Source organism: Neisseria gonorrhoeae, from assembly GCF_013030075.1.
Classification (GTDB): Bacteria; Pseudomonadota; Gammaproteobacteria; order Burkholderiales; family Neisseriaceae; genus Neisseria; species Neisseria gonorrhoeae.
This window is the reverse complement of sequence record NZ_AP023069.1, coordinates 492,715-513,778: the sequence shown is the minus strand read 5'-3', so window position 1 is coordinate 513,778 and position 21,064 is coordinate 492,715. Positions and strand designations below refer to the sequence as shown.

18 protein-coding genes, 3 tRNA genes and 4 pseudogenes are annotated in these 21,064 nt (G+C 50.5%); 12 read left to right on the top strand and 13 right to left on the bottom strand.

The window, feature by feature from the left end:
- Nucleotides 1-152: 152 nt before the first annotated feature.
- Nucleotides 153-485, bottom strand: coding sequence for a hypothetical protein (locus HT085_RS02670; RefSeq protein WP_003687908.1), 333 nt, complete (start codon nucleotides 483-485; stop codon nucleotides 153-155).
- Between the two features lie 185 nt (nucleotides 486-670).
- On the opposite strand from HT085_RS02670, the pseudogene cysT reads away from it, so the two are divergent.
- The 3 genes and pseudogenes from cysT (at nucleotide 671) to HT085_RS02655 (ending at nucleotide 3,622) form a co-directional block, all read left to right on the top strand.
- Nucleotides 671-1,500 (top strand): annotated as a pseudogene (gene cysT, locus HT085_RS02665) (sulfate ABC transporter permease subunit CysT).
- Between the two features lie 188 nt (nucleotides 1,501-1,688).
- Nucleotides 1,689-2,549 (top strand): sulfate ABC transporter permease subunit CysW, encoded by an 861-nt coding sequence (gene cysW / locus HT085_RS02660; protein ID WP_003690891.1) that lies wholly within the window; start codon nucleotides 1,689-1,691, stop codon nucleotides 2,547-2,549.
- Nucleotides 2,546-3,622, top strand: coding sequence for a sulfate/molybdate ABC transporter ATP-binding protein (locus tag HT085_RS02655; RefSeq protein WP_003687905.1), 1,077 nt, complete (start codon nucleotides 2,546-2,548; stop codon nucleotides 3,620-3,622). The genes cysW and HT085_RS02655 overlap by 4 nt, the downstream gene beginning before the upstream one ends.
- Nucleotides 3,623-3,677: 55 nt before the next feature.
- Here HT085_RS02655 and ilvA read toward each other — a convergent pair whose 3' ends face one another.
- The gene (gene ilvA, locus HT085_RS02650) at nucleotides 3,678-5,204 is read right to left on the bottom strand and encodes a threonine ammonia-lyase, biosynthetic (RefSeq protein ID WP_003690890.1); all 1,527 of its coding nucleotides are present in this window, start codon (nucleotides 5,202-5,204) and stop codon (nucleotides 3,678-3,680) included.
- Nucleotides 5,205-5,352: 148 nt separating this feature from the next.
- On the opposite strand from ilvA, the gene HT085_RS02645 reads away from it, so the two are divergent.
- Complete coding sequence (locus HT085_RS02645) at nucleotides 5,353-6,522, top strand: D-alanyl-D-alanine carboxypeptidase family protein (protein ID WP_003690889.1); 1,170 nt, start codon at nucleotides 5,353-5,355, stop codon at nucleotides 6,520-6,522.
- A 125-nt stretch (nucleotides 6,523-6,647) separates the two neighbouring features.
- Here HT085_RS02645 and HT085_RS02640 read toward each other — a convergent pair whose 3' ends face one another.
- The 10 genes from HT085_RS02640 to HT085_RS02595 all read right to left on the bottom strand — a co-directional run bounded on the left by HT085_RS02640 (nucleotide 6,648) and on the right by HT085_RS02595 (nucleotide 14,317).
- Complete coding sequence (locus HT085_RS02640; RefSeq protein WP_003687901.1) at nucleotides 6,648-7,220, bottom strand: 50S ribosomal protein L25/general stress protein Ctc; 573 nt, start codon at nucleotides 7,218-7,220, stop codon at nucleotides 6,648-6,650.
- 66 nt (nucleotides 7,221-7,286) lie between these two features.
- Complete coding sequence (locus HT085_RS02635; protein WP_003687900.1) at nucleotides 7,287-8,270, bottom strand: ribose-phosphate pyrophosphokinase; 984 nt, start codon at nucleotides 8,268-8,270, stop codon at nucleotides 7,287-7,289.
- A 167-nt stretch (nucleotides 8,271-8,437) separates the two neighbouring features.
- Nucleotides 8,438-8,513 (bottom strand) — tRNA-Gln (locus HT085_RS02630).
- Between the two features lie 12 nt (nucleotides 8,514-8,525).
- A tRNA-Gln gene (locus HT085_RS02625) sits at nucleotides 8,526-8,601 on the bottom strand.
- 7 nt (nucleotides 8,602-8,608) lie between these two features.
- Nucleotides 8,609-9,454 carry a 4-(cytidine 5'-diphospho)-2-C-methyl-D-erythritol kinase gene (gene ispE, locus HT085_RS02620; RefSeq protein ID WP_003690888.1) on the bottom strand — a complete coding sequence of 282 codons (846 nt, stop codon included), beginning with the start codon at nucleotides 9,452-9,454 and terminating at the stop codon, nucleotides 8,609-8,611.
- A gap of 9 nt (nucleotides 9,455-9,463) precedes the next feature.
- Nucleotides 9,464-10,045, bottom strand: a complete 582-nt coding sequence (locus HT085_RS02615; RefSeq protein WP_010357457.1) for an outer membrane lipoprotein LolB — start codon at nucleotides 10,043-10,045, stop codon at nucleotides 9,464-9,466.
- Between the two features lie 139 nt (nucleotides 10,046-10,184).
- Nucleotides 10,185-12,023, bottom strand: a complete 1,839-nt coding sequence (locus HT085_RS02610) for a tetratricopeptide repeat protein (protein WP_025455781.1) — start codon at nucleotides 12,021-12,023, stop codon at nucleotides 10,185-10,187.
- A gap of 326 nt (nucleotides 12,024-12,349) precedes the next feature.
- Nucleotides 12,350-13,186 carry a pantoate--beta-alanine ligase gene (panC, locus tag HT085_RS02605; protein WP_003690886.1) on the bottom strand — a complete coding sequence of 279 codons (837 nt, stop codon included), beginning with the start codon at nucleotides 13,184-13,186 and terminating at the stop codon, nucleotides 12,350-12,352.
- A gap of 122 nt (nucleotides 13,187-13,308) precedes the next feature.
- A complete protein-coding gene (gene panB / locus HT085_RS02600; protein WP_003687894.1) occupies nucleotides 13,309-14,100 on the bottom strand; it encodes a 3-methyl-2-oxobutanoate hydroxymethyltransferase in 792 nt (263 codons plus the stop codon).
- Between the two features lie 141 nt (nucleotides 14,101-14,241).
- Nucleotides 14,242-14,317, bottom strand: a tRNA-Thr gene (locus HT085_RS02595).
- A gap of 165 nt (nucleotides 14,318-14,482) precedes the next feature.
- Between HT085_RS02595 and HT085_RS02590 the strand changes: the two genes are divergently transcribed.
- Together HT085_RS02590 and HT085_RS02585 are read left to right on the top strand one after the other, a co-directional pair.
- Nucleotides 14,483-15,274, top strand: a complete 792-nt coding sequence (locus HT085_RS02590; RefSeq protein ID WP_003687893.1) for a polyamine aminopropyltransferase — start codon at nucleotides 14,483-14,485, stop codon at nucleotides 15,272-15,274.
- Between the two features lie 54 nt (nucleotides 15,275-15,328).
- Nucleotides 15,329-15,970, top strand: a complete 642-nt coding sequence (locus HT085_RS02585) for an alpha/beta hydrolase (RefSeq protein WP_003687891.1) — start codon at nucleotides 15,329-15,331, stop codon at nucleotides 15,968-15,970.
- A gap of 78 nt (nucleotides 15,971-16,048) precedes the next feature.
- On the opposite strand, the gene HT085_RS02580 is transcribed toward HT085_RS02585, so the two are convergent.
- The gene (locus tag HT085_RS02580) at nucleotides 16,049-16,972 is read right to left on the bottom strand and encodes an RluA family pseudouridine synthase (RefSeq protein WP_003690885.1); all 924 of its coding nucleotides are present in this window, start codon (nucleotides 16,970-16,972) and stop codon (nucleotides 16,049-16,051) included.
- Between the two features lie 165 nt (nucleotides 16,973-17,137).
- On the opposite strand from HT085_RS02580, the pseudogene HT085_RS02575 reads away from it, so the two are divergent.
- From HT085_RS02575 to HT085_RS02550, 6 genes and pseudogenes are all read left to right on the top strand, one after another.
- A pseudogene (locus HT085_RS02575) lies at nucleotides 17,138-17,620 on the top strand (hypothetical protein); the annotation flags it as partial.
- 49 nt (nucleotides 17,621-17,669) lie between these two features.
- Nucleotides 17,670-17,921 carry a hypothetical protein gene (locus HT085_RS02570; RefSeq protein WP_003690882.1) on the top strand — a complete coding sequence of 84 codons (252 nt, stop codon included), beginning with the start codon at nucleotides 17,670-17,672 and terminating at the stop codon, nucleotides 17,919-17,921.
- Nucleotides 17,922-18,797: 876 nt separating this feature from the next.
- Nucleotides 18,798-19,069: pseudogene (locus tag HT085_RS02565) on the top strand (hypothetical protein).
- A gap of 235 nt (nucleotides 19,070-19,304) precedes the next feature.
- Nucleotides 19,305-19,591, top strand: a pseudogene (locus tag HT085_RS02560) (hypothetical protein).
- Nucleotides 19,592-20,015: 424 nt separating this feature from the next.
- Nucleotides 20,016-20,240, top strand: coding sequence for a hypothetical protein (locus tag HT085_RS02555; protein ID WP_003690877.1), 225 nt, complete (start codon nucleotides 20,016-20,018; stop codon nucleotides 20,238-20,240).
- Between the two features lie 55 nt (nucleotides 20,241-20,295).
- A complete protein-coding gene (locus tag HT085_RS02550; RefSeq protein WP_012503469.1) occupies nucleotides 20,296-20,952 on the top strand; it encodes a C39 family peptidase in 657 nt (218 codons plus the stop codon).
- The last annotated feature ends 112 nt before the right edge of the window (nucleotides 20,953-21,064 follow it).

The window sequence follows — 21,064 nt, the reverse complement described above, 5'->3', positions numbered from 1 at the left end:
AATAATTGATGCTGCCTTATTATAATACCAAGATAATTTTTATTCAATAAAATACAAAGGGAAGCGTTCCGCCCATTGCAAACAGATGCAATCCGCCGATTATTTAAAAAACGGCAAAGCCTTGCACCCCTTGCGGCAAGCCTGCCATGCCTTTAATGTCCGCAGGCGCAAGCGTCGCCGTGGTGTCCGCAATCTTTAGCCGCTTCGAGCCACGCGTCGTCATCGCCGTCAAACTCTTCCACTTCGTCAAACTCGCCGCGTTCCACCATCGCGCACAACTCTTCAAGGCTTTCCGCCCCTTCCACCCAAAAACAGGGAATGCCCGGCGGCGTATCGGGCGCAAGCAGTGCCGCCACGCCTTCATGCCACGCAATCCAATAGCCGTTGTCCGTACGGACAAATTGTGCGTTTTCGTTGACCGACTCGCCTTCCGTACCTTCCAGCATACGTTCCGCAATGTCCGCCTGAAAAGATAAAATCTGCATAAGTGTTCCTTTATATGATGGTTTTCCGTCAAAACAAAGCGTTATTTTAGAACATCGCGCCCGCTTGAAAAACTGCCAACCGCTTTATAACAAATTCGTCTTTGCACCAAACTTTCCATTTTTTCCGTTTTTCAGGCGGCATTGTTAAAGTAGTCCTTCCTTTTCCTTATTTTCAGCATTGTTTTATGTTACCGCTCAAAACACCCGGCGTACTGCCCGGCTTCAAACTCAGCCTCGGTCTGACCGTATTGTGCCTGTCGCTTCTGGTGGTTTTGCCGTTTGCGATGATGGCGGCGGAAATCGGCTGGGGCGGCTTTCGGAACACGATTGCCGAGCCGAACGTGCTGGCGGCGGTGCGGCTGAGTTTGCGGATGTCGTTTTATGCGATGCTGACCAATGTGTCGTGTTCGGCACACTGGTGGCTTGGGTGTTGGTGCGCTATGAATTTCCGGGCAAGGGCCTGGCGAACGCGCTGGTTGATTTGCCGTTTGCGCTGCCGACGGCGGTTACGGGTATCGCGTTGGCGGCCCTGTATGCGCCCAACGGTTGGATAGGCCGTTTTTTCGAACCTTTGGGCATCAAAATCGCGTTTACGCCCGTCGGCATTTGGATTGCGCTGGTTGTCGTCAGCCTGCCCTTTATCGTCCGCGCCGTGCAGCCGGTATTGAAGGAATTGTCGGGCGAATATGAGGAAGCGGCGGCGACTTTGGGCGCAAACCGTTTCACAACGTTCCGCCGCGTGCTGCTGCCGGAAATCACGCCGGCACTCTTGACCGGCGCGGGCATGATGTTCGCGCGGGCAACGGGGGAATACGGTTCGGTGATTTTTATCGCGGGCAGCATTCCGATGATTTCCGAAATCCTGCCGCTGATTATTACGGGCAAGCTGGAACAATTCGACGCGCAGGGCGCGTCGGCGGTGGCGTTGTTTATGCTGCTGGTTTCGTTTGTGATTCTGTTTGCGCTGAACGTGCTGCAGTGGGCGTTGGGCAGGCGTTCGGGTGCGAAGGGTTGAGGTCGTCTGAAAACGAATCCGCTCCCCAAAACACAGAATTCGTAGGTCGGATACTTGTATCCGACAAACATTTGCGATTCAGCAACCTTGTCGGATTCAAGAATCCGACCGACGAAAGCTGAAACCCCTCAATCCCTTTCAGACGGCATCCGAACACCTTAAACAACAAACCAGAGAACACCACCGCCATGAAACCCTATTCCGCCAATCCCAACCTGACCGAACCGCGCCGGCTGCGCATGTTGCTGATTGCCGCCGCGCTGGGCTTTCTGCTGCTGATGCTGGTCGTGCCGCTCGTCGCCGTATTCTACGAAGCCTTAAAAGGCGGTTGGGATTTGTACCTGAAATCCTTAAGCGATCCCGAAGCGTGGTCTGCCGTCAAATTGACGCTGATTACCGCGCTGATTGCCGTTCCCGTCAATGCCGTCTTGGGCGTGGCGATGGCGTGGCTGTTGACCCGTTTTGACTTTCTCGGCAAGCAGTTGCTGACCACCCTGCTCGATTTGCCGTTTTCCGTATCGCCCGTGGTTGCCGGTTTGATGTTCGTCTTATTGTTCGGCGCGCACACGGCGTTGGGCAGCCGGCTGGAAGCGCAAGGCATACAGATTATCTTCGCCATTCCCGGCATTGTTTTGACGGCGCTGTTCGTTACCTTTCCCTTTGCCGCACGCGAAATCATCCCTTTAATGCAGACACAGGGCGACAGCGAAGAACAGGCGGCATTGGTACTCGGCGCAAGCGGTTGGCAGATGTTTTGGCGCGTTACCCTGCCCAACATCAAATGGACGCTGCTCTACGGCATCATCCTCACCAACGCCCGTGCGATGGGCGAGTTCGGCGCGGTCAGCGTGGTATCGGGACACATACGCGGCGAAACCAACACTATCCCGCTTTTGGTCGAAATCTTCTACAACGAATACAACTTCACCGGCGCATTCTCCCTCTCCGGCGTATTGGCACTTTTAGCACTGGCGACGCTGGCGGTGCAGAACATCATCACCAAATTACAAGACAAAAAACTCGCCGCCGCCGAAAGGAACGCAGTATGAGTATTACCATTCAAAACTTAAACAAAAAACGCTTCGGCAATTTTCACGCGCTGAAAAACATCAACCTCAACGTCCCCGCCGGCAAACTCGTTTCCCTGCTCGGTCCCTCCGGCTGCGGCAAAACCACACTTTTACGCATTATCGCCGGACTGGAAAACGCCGACGGCGGCCAAATTCTCTTTGACGGCCAAGACGTAACCGCCAAGCATGTGCGCGAGCGCAAAGTCGGTTTCGTGTTCCAACACTACGCCCTCTTCCGCCACATGAATGTGTTTGACAACGTCGCTTTCGGTTTGACCGTATTGCCCAAGCCCGAACGCCCGTCCAAAGGACAAATCCGCGCCAAAGTCGAAGAATTGCTCAAACTCGTACAACTCTCCCACCTCGCCAAATCCTATCCGCACCAACTCTCCGGCGGGCAACGCCAGCGCATCGCCCTCGCCCGCGCGCTTGCGGTCGAACCGAAACTCCTGCTTTTGGACGAACCCTTCGGCGCGCTGGATGCCAAAGTGCGCAAAGAATTACGCACCTGGCTGCGCGACATTCATCACAACCTCGGCGTAACCAGCATTCTGGTGACTCACGACCAAGAAGAAGCCCTCGAAGTTTCCGACGAAATCGTCGTGATGAACCATGGCAAAATCGAACAAACCGGCAGTGCCGAAGCCATTTACCGCAAACCCGAAAACGCCTTCGTTACCGAGTTCCTCGGCGAAGCCGACGCATTTGAAGGACGCATCGAAAAAGGGATCTGGCATTACAACGGCTTCGCGTGGAAATTGGACGCGCAATACAAATGGCAGGAGCAAACCGCCACCGGCTATATCCGCCCGCACGAATGGCAGATCGCCGCCGAACACGAAACCCCGATGATCCGTGCCGAAATCGAAAAAATCCACGCCGTCGGCGCATTGACGCACGTTTTGGTGAAACACGGCAAACAAGACGTGCATATCACACTGGCTGGCAGCGATGCCGCGCGCTACCCAATCGCCGAAGGCAAAAAATTAAACTTAATTCCGAAACAGGTTTATGTTTTTTCTCAAAACGAGTTGATTGAATATTCGATTTAACCCTGAAAGCGCAATGCCGTCTGAAAGGCTTTCAGACGGCATTGCGTGTCAAACGTCAGGCAAGAAACAGCTTGTACGCGGCATTTTGCGTTTCCTCGTGATAGCTGTATCCCAGACTTTCCAAGAAACCGTCAAATGCGGCGGCATCGTGCGGCGGCACGTCGATACCGACCAAAATCCGCCCGTAATCCGCACCGTGGTTGCGGTAATGGAAGAGCGTAATGTTCCAACCGCCCTGCATATGGTTCAAAAAGCGCGCCAACGCGCCCGGACGCTCCGGAAACTCAAAACTGACCAGACGCTCGTGCCCTACTTTGTCCGTCCGCCCTCCGACCATATAGCGGATATGGATTTTGGCAATCTCATTATTGGTCAAATCGACATTGGGCAATCCCGCCTCATCCAACCGGCTGCCGATAACCGCCAAATCCTGCGGGCCTGCCGCTTGAAGTCCGACAAAGATATGCGCTTTTTCATCGTCGCCGTAGCGGTAGTTGAACTCGGTAATATTCCTATTTCCCAATATATTGACAAACTTAAGGAAGCTGCCGCGTTCTTCGGGGATGGTAACGGCAAAAATACCTTCGTTGCCCTCGCCCAATTCGCTCCGTTCCGAAACGTGGCGCAAACGGTGAAAATTCATATTCGCACCGCTGGTAACGGCAATCAGGGTTTGGTTTTCCGCACCTTCTCGGGCAATATAGGCTTTCAGACCCGCCAACGCCAACGCCCCGGCCGGCTCGGTAATGCTGCGCGTGTCATCGAAAATATCCTTGACCGCGCCGCAAACCGCATCGGTATCGACTGTAATGATTTCATCCAAAAGTTCTTTGCAGAGGCGGAAGGTTCCGTTTCCGACGACTTTGACCGCCGTACCGTCTGAAAACAGCCCGACATCTTTCAAATGGACGATTTCGCCCGCTTCGACCGACTGCTTCATACAGCAGGAATCGTTGGTCTGTACGCCGATAACTTTAATTTCGGGACGAACCTGTTTGATAAATGCCGCCACGCCCGCCGCCAAACCGCCGCCCCCTATCGGTACGAATACGGCGCGGATTGGATCGGGATGCTGGCTGACAATTTCCATCCCCACCGTCCCCTGTCCCGCAATCACATCGGGATCGTCAAACGGCGCGATATAGGTCAGCCCTTCCTGTTCCGCCAGCTCCATCGCATAATCGTAGGCATCGTTGTATGAAACACCCCGCAAAACCACCTCGCCGCCACGGCTTTTAACCGCATCCACTTTAATTTTCGGCGTAGTCTCCGGCATGACGATAACGGCACGGCAGCCCAAACGCTGTGCGGACAACGCCACGCCTTGTGCGTGATTGCCCGCGCTTGCCGCAATCACGCCGCAAGCGAGCGCATCTTTCGGCAACTTGGACATTTTGTTGTACGCGCCGCGTATTTTGAACGAAAAAACCGGCTGCAAATCTTCGCGTTTCAAAAGGATGTTGTTTTTCAAACGTACAGAAAGGCTGCGTGCCGGTTCCAAAGGCGTTTCGACCGCTACATCATAGACAGATGCCGTCAGGATGCGGATGAGGTAATCGGAATAAGGAAGGGGCGTGTTCATAATTCAATGCGGGATAATCGGTTTATTAAAATCGCAAAACCCAAAACCATACGCCCAAGACGGCGCGAAAGCAAGAAAAATCCGCCCGATCAGACACCCTAAGCGTATAATCGGCAGGCTGAAACACTCACACAATTTAGAATATTTCATGACAGCACATAAAATCCTGCCCGTCCTTCTTCCCATCATCTTAGGCGTTTCTCACGCAACGGCTGCATCGCCCGCGCCCAACAGACCGACGGTACACGCCGCCCCCACGCTCCAAACACCCGAAACCCTCACGGCGGCACACATCGTTATCGACCTTCAAAGCAGGCAGACTTTATCCGCCAAAAACACCAATACCCCTGTCGAACCGGCGGCACTAACCCAACTGATGACCGCATATTTGGTTTTCAAAAACATGAAATCGGGAAATATCCAATCTGAAGAAAACTTAAAAATACCCGAATCCGCATGGGCTTCAGAAGGAAGCAGAATGTTTGTACGTCCCGGCGATACGGTCAGTACCGACAAACTCTTAAAAGGCATGATTGCCCTATGCGCAAACGATGCCGCCCTAACCCTTGCCGACCGGCTGGGCAACGGCTCGATTGAAAATTTTGTGCAACAAATGAACAAAGAAGCCCGACGCTTGGGCATGAAGAACACCGTATTCAAAAACCCGACAGGCTTGGGTAGAGAAGGACAGGTTTCCACCGCCAAAGACCTCGCCCTGCTGTCTGAAGCATTGATGCGCGACTTTCCGGAATATTACCCGCTGTTTTCCATCAAATCGTTCAAGTTTGAAAACATAGAACAAAACAACCGCAATATCCTTTTATATAGGGACAACAATGTAAACGGCCTGAAAGCCGGGCACACAGAAAGCGGCGGCTACAACCTTGCCGTGTCATACTCCGGCAACGGCAGGCACATCCTTGTCATCACACTAGGTTCGGAATCGGCGGAAACCCGCGCATCGGACAACAGCAAGCTGCTGAACCGGGCATTGCAGGCCTTCGATACGCCCAAAATATATCCGAAAGGCAAAACCGTTGCCCAAATCCAAATTTCCGGAGGCAGCAAAAAAACCGTCCGCGCAGGCTTCCTCAAAGAAGCCTACATCACTCTGCCACATAAAGAAGCGAAAATGGCAGAACAGATTTTGGAAACCATACAGCCGATTCCCGCCCCGGTAAAAAAAGGGCAGATTTTAGGAAAAATCAAAATCAGGCAAAACGGACATACCATTGCCGAAAAAGAAATCGTCGCACTGGAAAATGTAGAAAAAAGAAGCCGGTGGCAAAGGCTTTGGACGCGTCTGACAGGGCAGTAATCTGCCGTTTCAAATATCCCGCTTTTCCAACAAATAAAGAAATGCCGTCTGAAACACGGTTCAGACGGCATAAAACAACAGGGCGGTACGTATTGCATACGCGCCGCCCTGCTGATGGAAGTAAGTTAGCGCTTTTTACCGGTAACGGTAGCAACAGCCAGATTTTCGTTACGTTTCAGGGAAACGCTTTCTACACCTTCAGGCAGTTTGATGTCTGACAAGTGCAAAATGTCGCCGGCAACCACTTCGGCACAATCCAAATCCAAGAAAGCAGGGATATTGGCAGGCAACGCAAGCACTTCAACAGCCGTGTTCAGCAGAGATACGCGACCGCCTTGCAATTTAACGGCTTGAGAATTTTCAGCGTTAACAATGTGCAGGGGAACGCGGATGCGTACAAGTTGATCGGCTTTCACAGCTTGGAAGTCGATGTGTTGGACTTCGCGGCGGAACGGGTGCATTTGGAAATCGCGGACGATAACGTCTTTGGTTTCGCCGTTCAGAGACAATTTAATCAACGCAGTATGGAAAGATTCTTTTTCCAATGCGTAAAATACGGTTTTGTGATCTACGGCAATGGCAACAGGCTCTTGACCTTCACCGTACAGAATACCGGGGATTTGGCCTTCGCGACGCAGGCGGCGGCTCGCACCAGTGCCTTGTGCTTCACGAACAGAGGCTTGAATTTCATAAGTCATGTTAAATACTCCAAGTTAGGTAAAATCGCCGTCATCGGCCGCGACCAGCTTAAGACGGCATCGGGGTTACGGCAGCAACATGCTGCCTGTCATCACTTCTTCATTGAAAAGATATGAGACGGATTCTTCATTGCTAATGCGGCGGACGGTTTCGGCCAACAAACCTGCAATCGTTACCTGACGGATACGGTCGCAGTTTTTAGCCGCTTCAGACAAAGGAATGGTATCGGTTACGACCACCTGGTCGATTTCGGATGAGGCAATACGGCTGACCGCCTCTCCGGAGAATACGGCGTGGCTGGCATAAGCCAAGACACGTTCTGCACCGCGCTCTTTCAAGGCGACGGCGGCTTTGCACAGCGTATTTGCAGTGTCAATCATATCGTCCACAATCAGACAGGTTTTGCCTTGAATATCGCCGATGATGTTCATGACTTCCGCCACATTGGCTTTCGGGCGGCGTTTGTCGATGATTGCCAAGTCGGCATTCAGGGATTTTGCAACGGCGCGGGCGCGGACGACACCGCCGATGTCCGGGCTGACGACGGTCAGATTTTCAATCCGCTGCTGCTTGATGTCGTTCAACAAAATCGGAGTGGCATAAATATTGTCCACCGGAATATCGAAGAAACCTTGAATCTGGTCGGCATGCAAATCGACAGTCAAAACACGGTCGATCCCTGCCGAATACAGCATATTTGCCACCAGTTTGGCAGAAATCGGAACGCGGACGGAACGCGGACGGCGGTCTTGGCGCGCATAGCCGAAATACGGAATGGCTGTGGTAATACGACCTGCCGAAGCACGCTTCAGTGCATCCGCCATCGTCAGGATTTCCATCAGGTTGTCATTGGTCGGCGCACAGGTCGGCTGAAGGATGAAAACGTCGCGCCCGCGTACGTTTTCCAACAGTTCGACGGCAACTTCGCCGTCTGAAAACTTGGATACGGAAGCATTGCCCAAAGAAATGTCCAAATGCCTGACAACACGTTGTGCCAATTCGGGATTGGCATTGCCTGTAAATACCATCAAACTGTCGTACGCAGCCATATTCTCACCTGATTTTATGTTTAACTTCCGCTCAGAAAACACAATGCTTCCCTCCGCTTGTACCAAGCCCGGCATTATACCTGCAACATCCGACACAAACAAAGGCGTTTCAATATTTTTATTTCTATGAAATAAAAAGCGTGTAAGCAGGCTTACACGCTTTTGTCTGGCTGGGGAGGAAGGATTCGAACCTTCGCATGCTGGAATCAAAATCCAGTGTCTTAACCGCTTGACGACTCCCCAACTTGTTTGGCTTGGCTGGGGAGGAAGGATTCGAACCTTCGCATGCTGGAATCAAAATCCAGTGTCTTAACCGCTTGACGACTCCCCAACAATGTTTATACGGACAACAAAGGATGTTTTGAAAGACCCTCTGCCAAATATGCCTCGTACAAACCTGAAACTTGTCGGTATATATTGTATGCGCTATTCCTAGCTTGAAATGCTGCAAATATACAGGCTCCTGAGCCGGTCATCATTGCAGAACCGTATTTCGACAACTCGGAATAAGCTTTCCAAACTTCAGGGTATTCTTTAAATACCACTGCCTGCATATCGTTTCTGAACGGTTGCAGGTTTTGGAAAGTCGGCATTATGCTTGAGGCAGAATCCCGTGTCAAGCCTTCGTATGTGAAAATTTTTGCGGTGGAAACGTGGACGGGAGGTTTGACAATAACATACCACTGTTTCGGAATATCCATTCCTATCAGTTTTTCACCTATCCCGCTTGCAAAAGCATTTTTTCCGAAAATAAAAAACGGTACGTCCGCACCCAAAGCCGCACCCAAATCAATGAGCTGCCACTGCGTCAAACCACACTGCCACCAACGGTTCAACACCAGCAAAGCCGTTGCGGCATCGGAACTCCCCCCTCCCAAGCCGGCGCCGGTCGGGATTTTTTTGTCCAGCCATATTTCCACGCCGGCAAGGTTGCGCGCATATTTTTGCAGCAACGATGCGGCACGGTAGCTCAAATCGGCTTCCTGCGGTATTCCGCCGACAGGATTGTGCAGGATGATTTTGCCGTCGTCCCTCGGTTTCAAATATACGGTATCCTGCAAATCTATCAGGCAGAATATGCTTTCGATATTGTGATAACCGTCTTCCCGCCTGCCGGTAATCCTCAAATCGAGATTCAGTTTTGCAGGTGCGGGAAACGCCTGCCGTCCGTCCGCAATATTCATCTGTCCGCCTTATCTCGTGCGCGCCGCACAGCGTTCCGGGGTTTCGGTTTCAGACGGCATTCCAATTTCGGTGAAAACCAGCCTGATGTTCAAATTTCCGTTATTCAGTTGCAACGTTCGGACTTGCCCCCCACTGTCGGCGGTTCTGCCGATTGTCCAACCGTATTGTTCCAATATGCCGTCTGAACGGATGCGGTAAGGCGCGCCCGCCACACGCCTGCCTTCCGCCCAGATATGCAGATATTGGATTGGCAGTTTGAAACCGACCAGCTGCCTGCTCAAGTCTTCCGTACCCTCTGCCTGATAGACATTTCCTTTGCCGTCCACTGCCAATGCGCCGTCCCTGTCTTGACACAACTGTCCGAGCGTACTGCCCAAAGGGGTGTTGATATTGATGGTTTCCACGGGCGGTTGGTATGTCCAATCGAAATTTGCATACGAACCTTTCCCTTCCGCTTTGACTGCCAACCGCCCTTCCGCTGCAAAACTGCTGATGTGTTCGGACGGCTGCCACAGGTTTTCGTTATTTTGAGGTAATTGCGCGCAAGCGGTCAAAAGCAGGATGACCGATGCGGATACGGTGTGTTTCATCAGAGTTTCCTTAACGGGTGTCATCCTGCCGGCCGACGGGTGCGGCGTGCCGTGCAAAACGCGTGCGAACTGCGTGCCGTTTGCCCGAATGCCCCGGCTTCCCGGCAAACCTTATGCCGTCTGAAAGGATGGGCCTGCATTATTTCCGGGGGTTTCGGGAAGGCTCGGGCAAGGCGATTCCGTAGCGTTTGAGCGTCTCCCGCCATATTTTCTTGTCTCCCGTAAGGTGTGCCGCCTGCGTCCATACGTCAACCGCCTGATCGCGTTCGCCCAATGCCCACAACACTTCGCCCAAATGGGCGGCAACTTCGGGCTCGGGGTCGTTTTCAAACGAATACCGCAGATACGGCAGCGCGCTTTCCGCGTCGCCTTTCAGGTAATACGCCCAGCCTATGCTGTCGTTAACGGCGGTATCGTCCGGGTTGATTTGGTATGCCGTCTGAAGCAGGGCGAAACCCTCGTCCAAACGTTTGGAATCGGAAAGCAGGCTGTAGCCCAGATTATTCATAATTTGTGCATTATCGGGCGTAAGTTTGAGCGCGGTTTCAAGGTCGGCAATCATTTTTCCCCGTTTGCCGAACTGTTCGTAAATAATGGAACGCTGTGCCAATGCTTCCGCCAAAGGTTCCGTGCTTCCCGCCGCCGAAAGTTTGGCGATGATGTTGTTCAGCCCGATCAGGGCTTCCCGTTTGTCGGGCAGCTTCGACAGGGCGAGCATCTGTATTTTGGACAAATTGTCTGCCGTAAAATACCGCCCCTGCTGTTCGGGAAGTTTCCGCACCCTGCCGATCTGCCGCAAAGCCGCCCGGCCTCCGTCCAATTCGGCAGCCGCCGCAGCCGCCAGCACGCCTTTGTCGAACAGGTATTCCGGCGCGGACACTTTTTTCAACCACTGCCTGACTTTGGCGTAATCCCTGCGGTCGGCATATATCATCGCCGCCGTCATTGCCGCCCTGCCCCGCTGTTCCCCCGTCCCCCTGCCGTATGCCTTTTCGGCGTAGCCGTCGATAACGGACGCACCTTCTTTTCGGTTTGCCGCCAATATCGCCGCCTGAATATACAGGTTTGCATTCGGGTTGTGTTCCAACAGCACGTTCAAACGCGCATAGGCATCATCCGGCTTACGCAGGGAAACCAGATTCATAATTTCCATTTCCTGCCAGACGGCCGAAAGGTTTTGGGTGTCTGTCTGCTCGAAAAAGCCGTCGAGTATTTCGGGATATTTGCGTGCAGTCAGACGCAACGTCATTAAAGTGGGGGGCAATATTTCCGTATCGAGCTTCGCCAAACGCTGCAAAGCTTCGATTGCCTTTTCCTTTTCGCGTCCCTGTACGCCGAACACCGCATCGGCAACCGCCGCTTCGGGCAGATGTTCATATTTCAACGCCGCACGGCGAACCGCTTTCGATGCTTTTTGAGCCACCCCACCCTGCTGCACGGCGGCTTGCACCAGCAGCAAAAATATCCTGCGTTTTTGCACATCGTCCGATTGCGCCAGCACCTCTTCCAACCCGTCCAGATGCTGATTTCCCCCTTCCCTCAATACGTTCCGCAGCCACCCCGCCCGTTTTTGCGCCTCACCCGGTATAGGCTCGATCTGCCGCCATTTCTGATAAATCATTTCCGCCTGTTCAAACGCGTTCAGCGACACGGCCATTTCCAAGGCGCGTTCGGCGACTTCGGGGGATTTTGTGCGTTCCAACATCAGCATATAGGTTGCCAGAGCCGTTCCCGCCTGCCCTTTCTGCAAAGCCGTTTCACCGCCCAACAGCGTAAACACCCTGTTGACCCGTTCGCCCACTGCCGCAAGCCGTGCGCGTTCGTTTTTGATTTCTTCCTCGCTGTAACGCCGATGTTTCCTTAAAACCTTTCCGACTTCCTTCGGCAGCTCCACATCCGCCGCGCCGGCAGCATACGCCTGTCCGGCAAGCAGGGCTGCTGCGAGGACAGATAAAATAGTGAAACGGGCGGGTAACATAATCATCCTTTATCCGACATCCGTCCGAACCTTCAGACGGCATATTGAGTATCTAGACAAGGCGTCACTTTATCACAAGCCAAACGGTTTGTAGATTTGCAAAACCCGCCCGAAGGCAGGGCTGTGTTTTGAGATTGCGTCGGTTTGCCTGTATGCGATGCCGGACAATCCTTGCCTTATTATTTGGTTTGACAGTTTAATTTGTTGAACAAAAAGAAATTTATTTCATTCCGTCTATTTTCCGACATTATTCCGAAGCACAGCCGACGGCAAAATGCCGTCTGAAACGCAAATCCGCTTCAGGCGGCATTCCCGGCTCCGGCGGGCTAAGGCAGGCCGACTTCCACATTGTCAATCAGACGCGTCGTCCCCAGACGGGCGGCGGCCAAGACCACCAGTTTCTTATCTCCCGCCCGCGCCATTTCGAGCGTATCGGCGCGGCGGATTTCCACATAATCGACCAGCCAGCCCGCAGCGGTCAAATGGTCGGCAGCCTGCCGCTCCAAACCCGCATAATCCAAACCGCCCTGCTTCAGCGATTCGGCAACAGCCTGCAGCTCGCGGTACAGGCGCGGTGCTTCGGCGCGTTCCCCAACGCTCAAGTACCGGTTGCGGCTGGAGAGTGCCAAACCGTCCGCCGCCCGCCCCGTATCGACGGGGACAATTTCGATATCGAAATTCAAATCCTCGGTCAAACCTTTAATCACGGCAAGCTGCTGGTAATCTTTTTTGCCGAAACAGGCAACATCCGGCAAAACGATATTGAACAGCTTGGACACCACCGTCGCCACGCCGCGAAAATGGCCGGGGCGGAATTTGCCGCACAATTCGTTTTGCAAATGGGGCGGTTCGACGTTGTAACGCTGTTCCACGTTCGGATAGAGTTCTTTCTCATCGGGCGCGAAAACAACGGCAACGCCTTCGGCGGCAAGTTTGTCCGCATCCTGTTGCAAAGTACGCGGATATTTGTCGAAATCCTCGCCCTGACCGAATTGCAAGCGGTTGACGAATATGCTGACAACAACGTTGTCGGCGCGTTTTCTGGCTTCGCGAACAAGGGCAAGATGCCCTTCATGCAGATTGCCCATGGTCGGCACAAATGCCACCTTTCCTATATTTTCACGCCACGTGCGCAGTTCTCGAATGGTATGTATGATTTGCATTACGGTAATCCTTATCCTTCGGGCTTCCTGCCCGACAAAACGCGCCGATTATACGCGCCGCGCACGGCAAAACAAAATGCCGTCTGAAACGGCTTTCAGACGGCATCGGCAGCAGACCTTGTTCAATCTGCAAAAATATGTTCCGCAGCAGGGAAGGTTTTGGCTTTGACTTCGGCAACATACGCCCGAACCGCAGCCTGGATGCTGCTTTGCCCGCGCATAAAGTTTTTGACGAATTTCGCCGTTTTGCCCGGGAAAATACCGAGCATATCGTGCATCACCAAAACCTGACCGTCGCAATCCGCGCCCGCCCCGATGCCGATGGTCGGACAGGAAACAGTTTCAGTTACCTTTTTTGCCAGTTCCGCCGGCACGCATTCCATCAGTACGACGGCAGCTCCGGCTTCATCATGCGCCTTGGCATCGTTAAGCAACGCCTGCGCCTTGCCGCCGCGCCCCTGAACTTTATATCCGCCGAAGGCAAACACGGATTGCGGGGTCAGACCGATGTGGGCACAGACCGGAATTCCGCGCATTTGCAGAAATTCAGTCGTTTCCGCCATCCACACGCCGCCTTCGAGTTTGACCATATGCGCGCCGGCAGCCATCAGTTCGGCGGCGGCGGCAAACGCCTGCTCCTTACTCTGCTGATATGCACCAAACGGCAAATCGCTGACAATCATCGCATTTTTTGCACCGCGTGCTACACATTCGGTGTGATAGCACATATCGCGCAGGCTGACCGGCAGCGTCGACTGTCGCCCCTGAACCGCCATTCCCAAAGAATCCCCGACCAACAGCACATCCACGCCGGCATCGTCCATCAGCGCGGCAAAACTGGATTCGTAAGCGGTCAGCATAACGATTTTCTCGCCGGCCGCCTTCATTTTTTGCAGTGTGTTCACAGTAATCATCAGATATTGTTACCCCGCCCTTTTCAGACGGCCTTTTCAGTTTGAAACGGGCTATTATAGTGAAATGCCCGCAGCCCTGCCACCGACCGTGCCGCAAATGCAAAACAGCCCGACTGTTTTACACAATCGGGCTGTCAAATCTGGTGCCGGCACCAAGAGTCGAACTCGGGACCCCCTGATTACAAGTCAGGTGCTCTACCAACTGAGCTATACCGGCAAAGGAGGCGAATTATGCAGGCAACTTCACACTTTGGCAAGAAATTTGTTCGACCCCCTCATAAAAATACACTAAGTATCTTATTTAAAACAAAATTAATTTGAAACAGAACAAGCATCGGCATTCTGATAAAATATCCGCCTTTCAAACCGACCGTTCACACCGATGGCAAGACATCCCTACCGCCGCCTGCGTCCTGCAAAATCCGGCTTTCCCGAAGTCGGTATTTCCGAAGAAGGCAATATCCGTTCGCTTCACTTGGGCAGCGACACCGTTCAAAGCTCGATGAACCTCGACCGCCCGTCCGAGCTGGTGCTCTCTTACAGCCGCGCGATGATGGGCTGGCTGCTGTTTGCGGAACGCCTGCCGCAACATATCACCCAAATCGGCTTGGGCGGCGGTTCGTTTGCACGCTGGACAGACACCTACCTGCCCGACACGCGCCAAACCGCCGTGGACATCAATCCTCAGGTCATCGCCATTGCCCGCAACCTGTTTGAGTTGCCTTTCGAGGGCGGAAAATTTGAAATTATCGAAGCAGACGGTGCGGAATACATCAAAGTCTTCCGCCACAACACCGATATCATCTTGGTGGACGGATTCGACGGCGAACAAATCATCGATACGCTGGTTGAAGAACCGTTTTTCAGAGACTGCCGCAACGCACTCTCTTCAGACGGCATATTCGTTACCAACTGGTGGAGCGGCGACAAACGCTATCAACGCTTCATCGAACGGTTGTTGAGCGTTTTTGAAGGGCGCGTATTGGAACTTCCTGCCGAAAGCCACGGCAATGTCGCGGTAATGGCCTTCCAAAGCAGCCCCAAAGAGCAAAACATAGACAAACTCAAAAAACGTGCCGACAAACTGAGCAACGCATACGGATTGGACTTCCACCGCATGCTCGCCGGCCTGAAAGCGTCCAACCCCAACAACGGCAAGCATTTCCACCTTTAAGCCGCCATCTTCGCGGCTGCATCGGAATATGCGGAAAATCAAGAGGAAACCATTATGCTGAAACCCGAAACCATACACATACCCGGCCCTGCCGGCATTTTAGAAACCATCCATATCCCGTCCGAACAAGTACCGGCACGCGGTGTTGCCGTCATCAACCACCCCAACCCCCTCCAAGGCGGGACGAACACCAACAAAGTCATCCAAACCGCCGCCAAAGCATTGAGCAAGCTCGGCTTCCACTGCTACCTTCCCAACCTTCGCGGCGTAGGCGGCAGCGAAGGCACACATGATTACGGACGCGGCGAAACGCAAGACTGCCTCGCCGTCATCGACTATGCCCGCGCCCAACATCCCGAAGCCCCGGAATTTGCCTTATCCGGCTTTTCCTTCGGCGGCTATGTCGCCACATTTGCCGCACAAGTGCGCATACCCGATTTATTGCTGCTCATCGGTGCGGCAGTCTGCCACTATACCGACCGCCCCGAGCCGTCCGCCGTTCCCAACGTTGCCAAAACGCTGATGATACACGGCGCGGAAGATGAGGTCGTCGAAATCGAAAAAGCACTGAAATGGGCCGAACCGCAAGATTTGCCCGTCATTACCATCGCCGGTTCGACGCACTTCTTTCACGGCAAACTCATCGTCCTGCGCGACACCATCCTCCGCTTCGCACCCGTATGCCTGAACGGATAAAGCCCCTTTCAGACAGCATCGATAATATCAAACCCGTATCCGGCGGCATCTGCCGATACGGGTTTGCGTTCCCTCTCATTACAGGCAAAACCCGCTGCAAAACACCCTTTCCCGACCCGACAAAGGATCTGCAAACGCAATCTTTTTTGCCAAAAGCTTCAAAGGTTTCCGATAATCCTCGCTACCCGCTTCAGACGGCACGGGATAGAGCGCGTCATTCAACAGCGGCATACCCAAACCCATCATATGCACGCGTAACTGGTGTTTCTTGCCGGTATGCGGCGTAAGGCGGTAAAGGCTGAATTCCCCCCTGTTTTCAATCAATTCGACCGTCGTGTGCGCATTCGGCACGCCTTCGGCCTCTTGCGTCGTAAAAAATTTCTCACCCCTTACCAAACGCGAAACCACATCGAGCGGATACGGCAAATCCGTCTTTGTCGGCGCAAGCGCCTCATACGTTTTCCATACCGTTTTGTTTTGAAACATCGTCTGATAAGCCCCGCGTGTGGCAGGATTGTGCGACAGCAGCATCACGCCTGCCGTATCCTTGTCCAAGCGGTGAATCGGCGTAATGTCTTCAACATTCAAATGCTGCAATTCAGGGTGCAGGCGCAGACGTGTGAGCAGCGTTTCCCGCAAAAAACGCCCGCCGGGGATGACGGGCAGAAAATGCGGCTTGTCCACCACAATCAAATGCTCATCAATATGCAAAATTTTTTCTTCAAACGGAATACGCGGCTCATCCTCACTGCTGGTTTCCCGATAATAAAACATCGTCTTACCCGGCTCGAACAAAGAATGTTCGTCCAACGCCGCACCATCCGAACCGACCACAAAACCGCTGTTCAACCGCCTGCGCCAATTGTCCGCTCCCAAAAAAGGAAAGCGGATGCACAGAAAATGCAGCAGCGGCAGCCCGTAAAACTGCTTTTCATGCGGCAGCACCAAATAACTGGGTTTGACACCGTTCAACAGCGGAAGAGGATTATTGCGTTTTTTCATACGGCGGATTGTAACCGTTTTTCACAAACTTTTCAGACGGCATATCAAAACATAATTGATAAAAACAAATATATCGTTTTTTTTTGATTTAAAAATTTGTTTAGACAGAATTATCGGATATTCATTACTATTATTAAATAAGAATTAATATCAATAAGAGGAAATATGAAACGTATCTTTTTGCCCGCCTTGCCCGCCATCCTGCCTTTATCCGCTTATGCCGACCTGCCCTTGACGATTGAAGACATAATGACCGACAAGGGAAAATGGAAACTGGAAACTTCCCTTACCTATCTGAATAGCGAAAACAGCCGCGCCGCACTTGCCGCACCGGTTTACATTCAAACCGGCGCAACCTCGTTTATCCCCATTCCGACCGAAATTCAAGAAAACGGCAGCAATACCGATATGCTCGCCGGCACGCTCGGTTTGCGCTACGGACTGACCGGCAATACCGACATTTACGGCAGCGGCAGCTATCTGTGGCACGAAGAACGCAAACTCGACGGCAACGGCAAAACCCGCAACAAACGGATGTCCGACATATCCGCCGGCATCAGCCACACCTTCCTTAAAGACGGCAAAAACCCCGCCCTAATCAGCTTTCTTGAAAGCACGGTTTACGAAAAATCGCGCAACAAAGCCTCGTTAATCAAAAAAAGGGGGCTTTGCCCCTTTTATAACTTAAGGATAAATTATGAATATTAAAAATGAAATAGTTGCTTTAATTTCTAAAAAAATTGATGGGGGGGGGCAATATAGTTCTTTAGAAAATTTTGCTTTATCCGTACTAAGGGAAAAAATTATAAACAATACTGTTTCCAGTGATGAAAAATTATTGATTATTAATGATTTTTTATCAGGTTTTCTTGAGTTTGATCCTGAGACAGGGGAACCTGTCGGGGAGACGCTTAAAATTGAGCAAATGATTGATTTCTTTTTAGTCTAAATCATACATACCAGTGGACAAGCTAGGCGTAGATCCGGCTTTTAAATACGATTGTCAGGTTTATACTTGGGATAAAATCAAAAATAAAGTTGTTTAAACTATAGTGGATTAACAAAAATCAGGACAAGGCAACGAAGCCGCAGACAGTACAAATAGTACGGAACCGATTCACTTGGTGCTTCAGCACCTTAGGGAATCGTTCTCTTTGAGCCGGGGCGGGGCAACGCCGTACCGGTTTTTGTTAATCCACTATATTGCATGGTGCATGCATTAAATCAGTCTTCTAGCGCCGCAATGGGAAAACATAGAAGATAAACGAAATGGATGATCTAATACTATATTTTTTATCAGGTATATTCGGAAATCAAGTTGCTGAATATATTATAAAAAACAACCGTGAGATAAAAGTTCCCTTTATTGCGCTTTACGCTATATTTTTTACGTTGATTTATACTGTGGCTTTGTTGTTTCTCAGTCTGATCTATTGGGTCAATGGTGCGGAGATTGCATGGAAGGGGATAGGTATTTTCAGTATGTCGGTCAGTTTTTGTATAGTCTTCTGTCTTTATTTGATTGACAAGGCAGGAAGATGTAAGGATAAGAAACAATAGGGATCAGATGCGGCAGCAAACGTAGATTGGGTCTAGGCTCAACCTGCGTTTGCTGCATCTTTGGAAGAAATAGTGGATTCGAAAAAATAGGAAGAATTCTGATTAATGGTATGCGAGGTGTAGCAGTGGGGGCTGTTGCTGGTGGCATAACTGGTTATGCAGGTTCTACGGGTAAGAACACTGACATTCGCCGTTAAATAATAAATAAACCAACTTCCAACCAAACCTGCTATCGGTTTGGTTGGAAGTGAGAGGAGGTAAGGTAGTGTTTGCTGTTATTTTCTTTTCGACATTGGGCTGTATTTTAGCATGGATAAGAGATATTCCTAAAATAAAATCAAAAAAAATTTTGGCAAGATCCTTATATATTATAGGAATAATAAATGTAATAATCAGCTATGTATTAATTAAAAATATATTGGTTTCTGTTTCGGATGGAGGTGGAATAAAATATGTTGCAATATATTTATCAAATCTTTTTTTTGGACAGTATTGATGTATGCTCTTGTGAAAAGATTATCTAAAAAGCCAAGCTGAAACCCAGTACACAACACATCAATAAAGATTCCTTTTGCACGGAACAATGACAATATTCAAATTGCTGGATTTGCAATCTGATTTACCTATTGAAATTGGGTGTGCAACATACGTTCTAAGCAGGCTTTGATTTCCCAAAGAGGCTGAAGGGTAAGAGACGCTTATATCATAGATAAATAATGGCAAAACAGGTAATGAATTAAAGGCATTACCTGTTTTTACAGAAATTTTTAAAATAGATGATTTGATTGCAGCTTTTTAGGCTATTTATCAGGTAAATACAGTGAAGGGAAAATAAGCAGGTTAGAAATATCCCTAACGGCAGGAAGCATTTTCTTTGCAGTATTCTTTATTCATGAACTGATAATTTTTATTGTTGATGGAAATAAGGAAAATCTTTGGAATTTTATTACTGGGATAATGAAAGATTTATTTTTATTTTCATGTTCTGTTTGTTTATTATTCTATTTCTTATTATTGATTGCAGAAACCATTGGAAAAACAATCAATAAGATTAAATAAGATATTTAAGCCGCTAAAAAACCATTTGAGTATTTTATCTTCTATGCGGCATCCATCTTGGAATTGAAATACTGCAATCGGGAGGCTAAGGCTTCCGTTGTAACGTTTACCATATATTTCATTATTTTAATTTCATCAAAAAACAAAATTCAAGATTATACATACCGCCAATCGTTTCTTGATTGTTTTGTATAGTGGAGTAAATTTAAATCAGGACAAGGCGACGAAGCCGCAGACAGTACAAATAGTACGGAACCGATTCACTCGGTGCTTCAGCACCTTAGAGAATCGTTCTCTTTGAGCTAAGGCGAGGTAATGCCGTACCGGTTTAAATTTAATCCACTATATATTTATCCGATATATCAACATCTCTCTATCTTATTCCGAATTTTATTGTTGAAACTTGCATTAAAAACCATACAAGATGATGAAGAACAAATATATTTTAATAAAAGCAGCAATCGGCATAACCGCCATATCCATATTTTATCTTCTGACTCAAGAAAGCAGCGGCAAAACTGAAGAACCATCATATTTCTTGATGTTTATGTTTCTCAACTCGCTTTGGTTTGAAGAAAATAAAACAGTTATGGCTGCCGCTACGGCAATGATTGCCGCCCACTTTATATTTGTCGCACTATCCGATTAATAAGCAAACAAAAAGGCTGCTTGGAAATTTCAGGCAGCCTTTCAGGAGGATTTTGATGGAACAAAAAAGGCGGTTTGCCGCTTCCCTGCTCCTCGCCGCCGCCCTGCCGCTTTGTGCACATTCTTTTCCCTTTGCGGAAGAAAACCCCATAGCCTACGGCAAAGTCAAAATACAAAGCTGGAAAGCGCGGCGGGATTTCAATATTGTAAAGCAGGATTTGGATTTTTCCTGCGGGGCGGCTTCGGTGGCGACACTTTTGAACAATTTTTACGGGCAAAAGCTGACGGAAGAAGAAGTGTTGGAAAAACTGGGTAAGGAACAGATGCGCGCGTCGTTTGAGGATATGCGGCGCATTATGCCCGATTTGGGTTTTGAGGCGAAGGGCTATGCCCTGTCTTTCGAGCAGCTCGCGCAGTTGAAAATCCCCGTCATCGTGTATCTGAAATACCGCAAAGACGACCATTTTTCGGTATTGCGCGGAGTGGATGGCAATACGGTTTTGCTTGCCGACCCGTCGCCGGGTCATGTTTCGATGAGCAGGGCGCAGTTTTTGGAGGCTTGGCAAACCCGTGAGGGAAATTTGGCAGGCAAGATTTTGGCGGTCGTGCCGAAAAAAGCGGAGGCGATTTCAAATAAATTGTTTTTCACACATCATCCCAAGCGGCAGACGGAGTTTGCAGTCGGACAAATCAGGCAAGGGCGCGCAGAGTAAGTCAAATGCCGTCTGAAAACTGTTTCAGACGGCATTTTTACCCGTCCGCAAACCATCTCCATCCTCACAAGCCCTTAAAAATCCGCTATAATCGCCCGCAATTTGATTTCAG

What these genes read in the sequence shown, in the direction of transcription:
- panB (WP_003687894.1), bottom strand. Translation starts at nt 14,100, where the DNA reads ATGATTACTGTGAACACACTGCAAAAAATGAAGGCGGCCGGCGAGAAA.
- HT085_RS02580 (WP_003690885.1), bottom strand. Translation starts at nt 16,972, where the DNA reads ATGAAAAAACGCAATAATCCTCTTCCGCTGTTGAACGGTGTCAAACCC.
- HT085_RS02615 (WP_010357457.1), bottom strand. Translation starts at nt 10,045, where the DNA reads ATGAAACACACCGTATCCGCATCGGTCATCCTGCTTTTGACCGCTTGC.
- HT085_RS02555 (WP_003690877.1), top strand. Translation starts at nt 20,016, where the DNA reads ATGATGAAGAACAAATATATTTTAATAAAAGCAGCAATCGGCATAACC.
- ispE (WP_003690888.1), bottom strand. Translation starts at nt 9,454, where the DNA reads ATGAATATTGCGGACGGACGGCAGGCGTTTCCCGCACCTGCAAAACTG.
- HT085_RS02645 (WP_003690889.1), top strand. Translation starts at nt 5,353, where the DNA reads ATGACAGCACATAAAATCCTGCCCGTCCTTCTTCCCATCATCTTAGGC.
- HT085_RS02635 (WP_003687900.1), bottom strand. Translation starts at nt 8,270, where the DNA reads ATGGCTGCGTACGACAGTTTGATGGTATTTACAGGCAATGCCAATCCC.
- HT085_RS02585 (WP_003687891.1), top strand. Translation starts at nt 15,329, where the DNA reads ATGCTGAAACCCGAAACCATACACATACCCGGCCCTGCCGGCATTTTA.
- panC (WP_003690886.1), bottom strand. Translation starts at nt 13,186, where the DNA reads ATGCAAATCATACATACCATTCGAGAACTGCGCACGTGGCGTGAAAAT.
- HT085_RS02640 (WP_003687901.1), bottom strand. Translation starts at nt 7,220, where the DNA reads ATGACTTATGAAATTCAAGCCTCTGTTCGTGAAGCACAAGGCACTGGT.
- HT085_RS02590 (WP_003687893.1), top strand. Translation starts at nt 14,483, where the DNA reads ATGGCAAGACATCCCTACCGCCGCCTGCGTCCTGCAAAATCCGGCTTT.
- HT085_RS02550 (WP_012503469.1), top strand. Translation starts at nt 20,296, where the DNA reads ATGGAACAAAAAAGGCGGTTTGCCGCTTCCCTGCTCCTCGCCGCCGCC.
- HT085_RS02570 (WP_003690882.1), top strand. Translation starts at nt 17,670, where the DNA reads ATGAATATTAAAAATGAAATAGTTGCTTTAATTTCTAAAAAAATTGAT.
- HT085_RS02670 (WP_003687908.1), bottom strand. Translation starts at nt 485, where the DNA reads ATGCAGATTTTATCTTTTCAGGCGGACATTGCGGAACGTATGCTGGAA.
- HT085_RS02655 (WP_003687905.1), top strand. Translation starts at nt 2,546, where the DNA reads ATGAGTATTACCATTCAAAACTTAAACAAAAAACGCTTCGGCAATTTT.
- cysW (WP_003690891.1), top strand. Translation starts at nt 1,689, where the DNA reads ATGAAACCCTATTCCGCCAATCCCAACCTGACCGAACCGCGCCGGCTG.
- HT085_RS02610 (WP_025455781.1), bottom strand. Translation starts at nt 12,023, where the DNA reads ATGTTACCCGCCCGTTTCACTATTTTATCTGTCCTCGCAGCAGCCCTG.
- ilvA (WP_003690890.1), bottom strand. Translation starts at nt 5,204, where the DNA reads ATGAACACGCCCCTTCCTTATTCCGATTACCTCATCCGCATCCTGACG.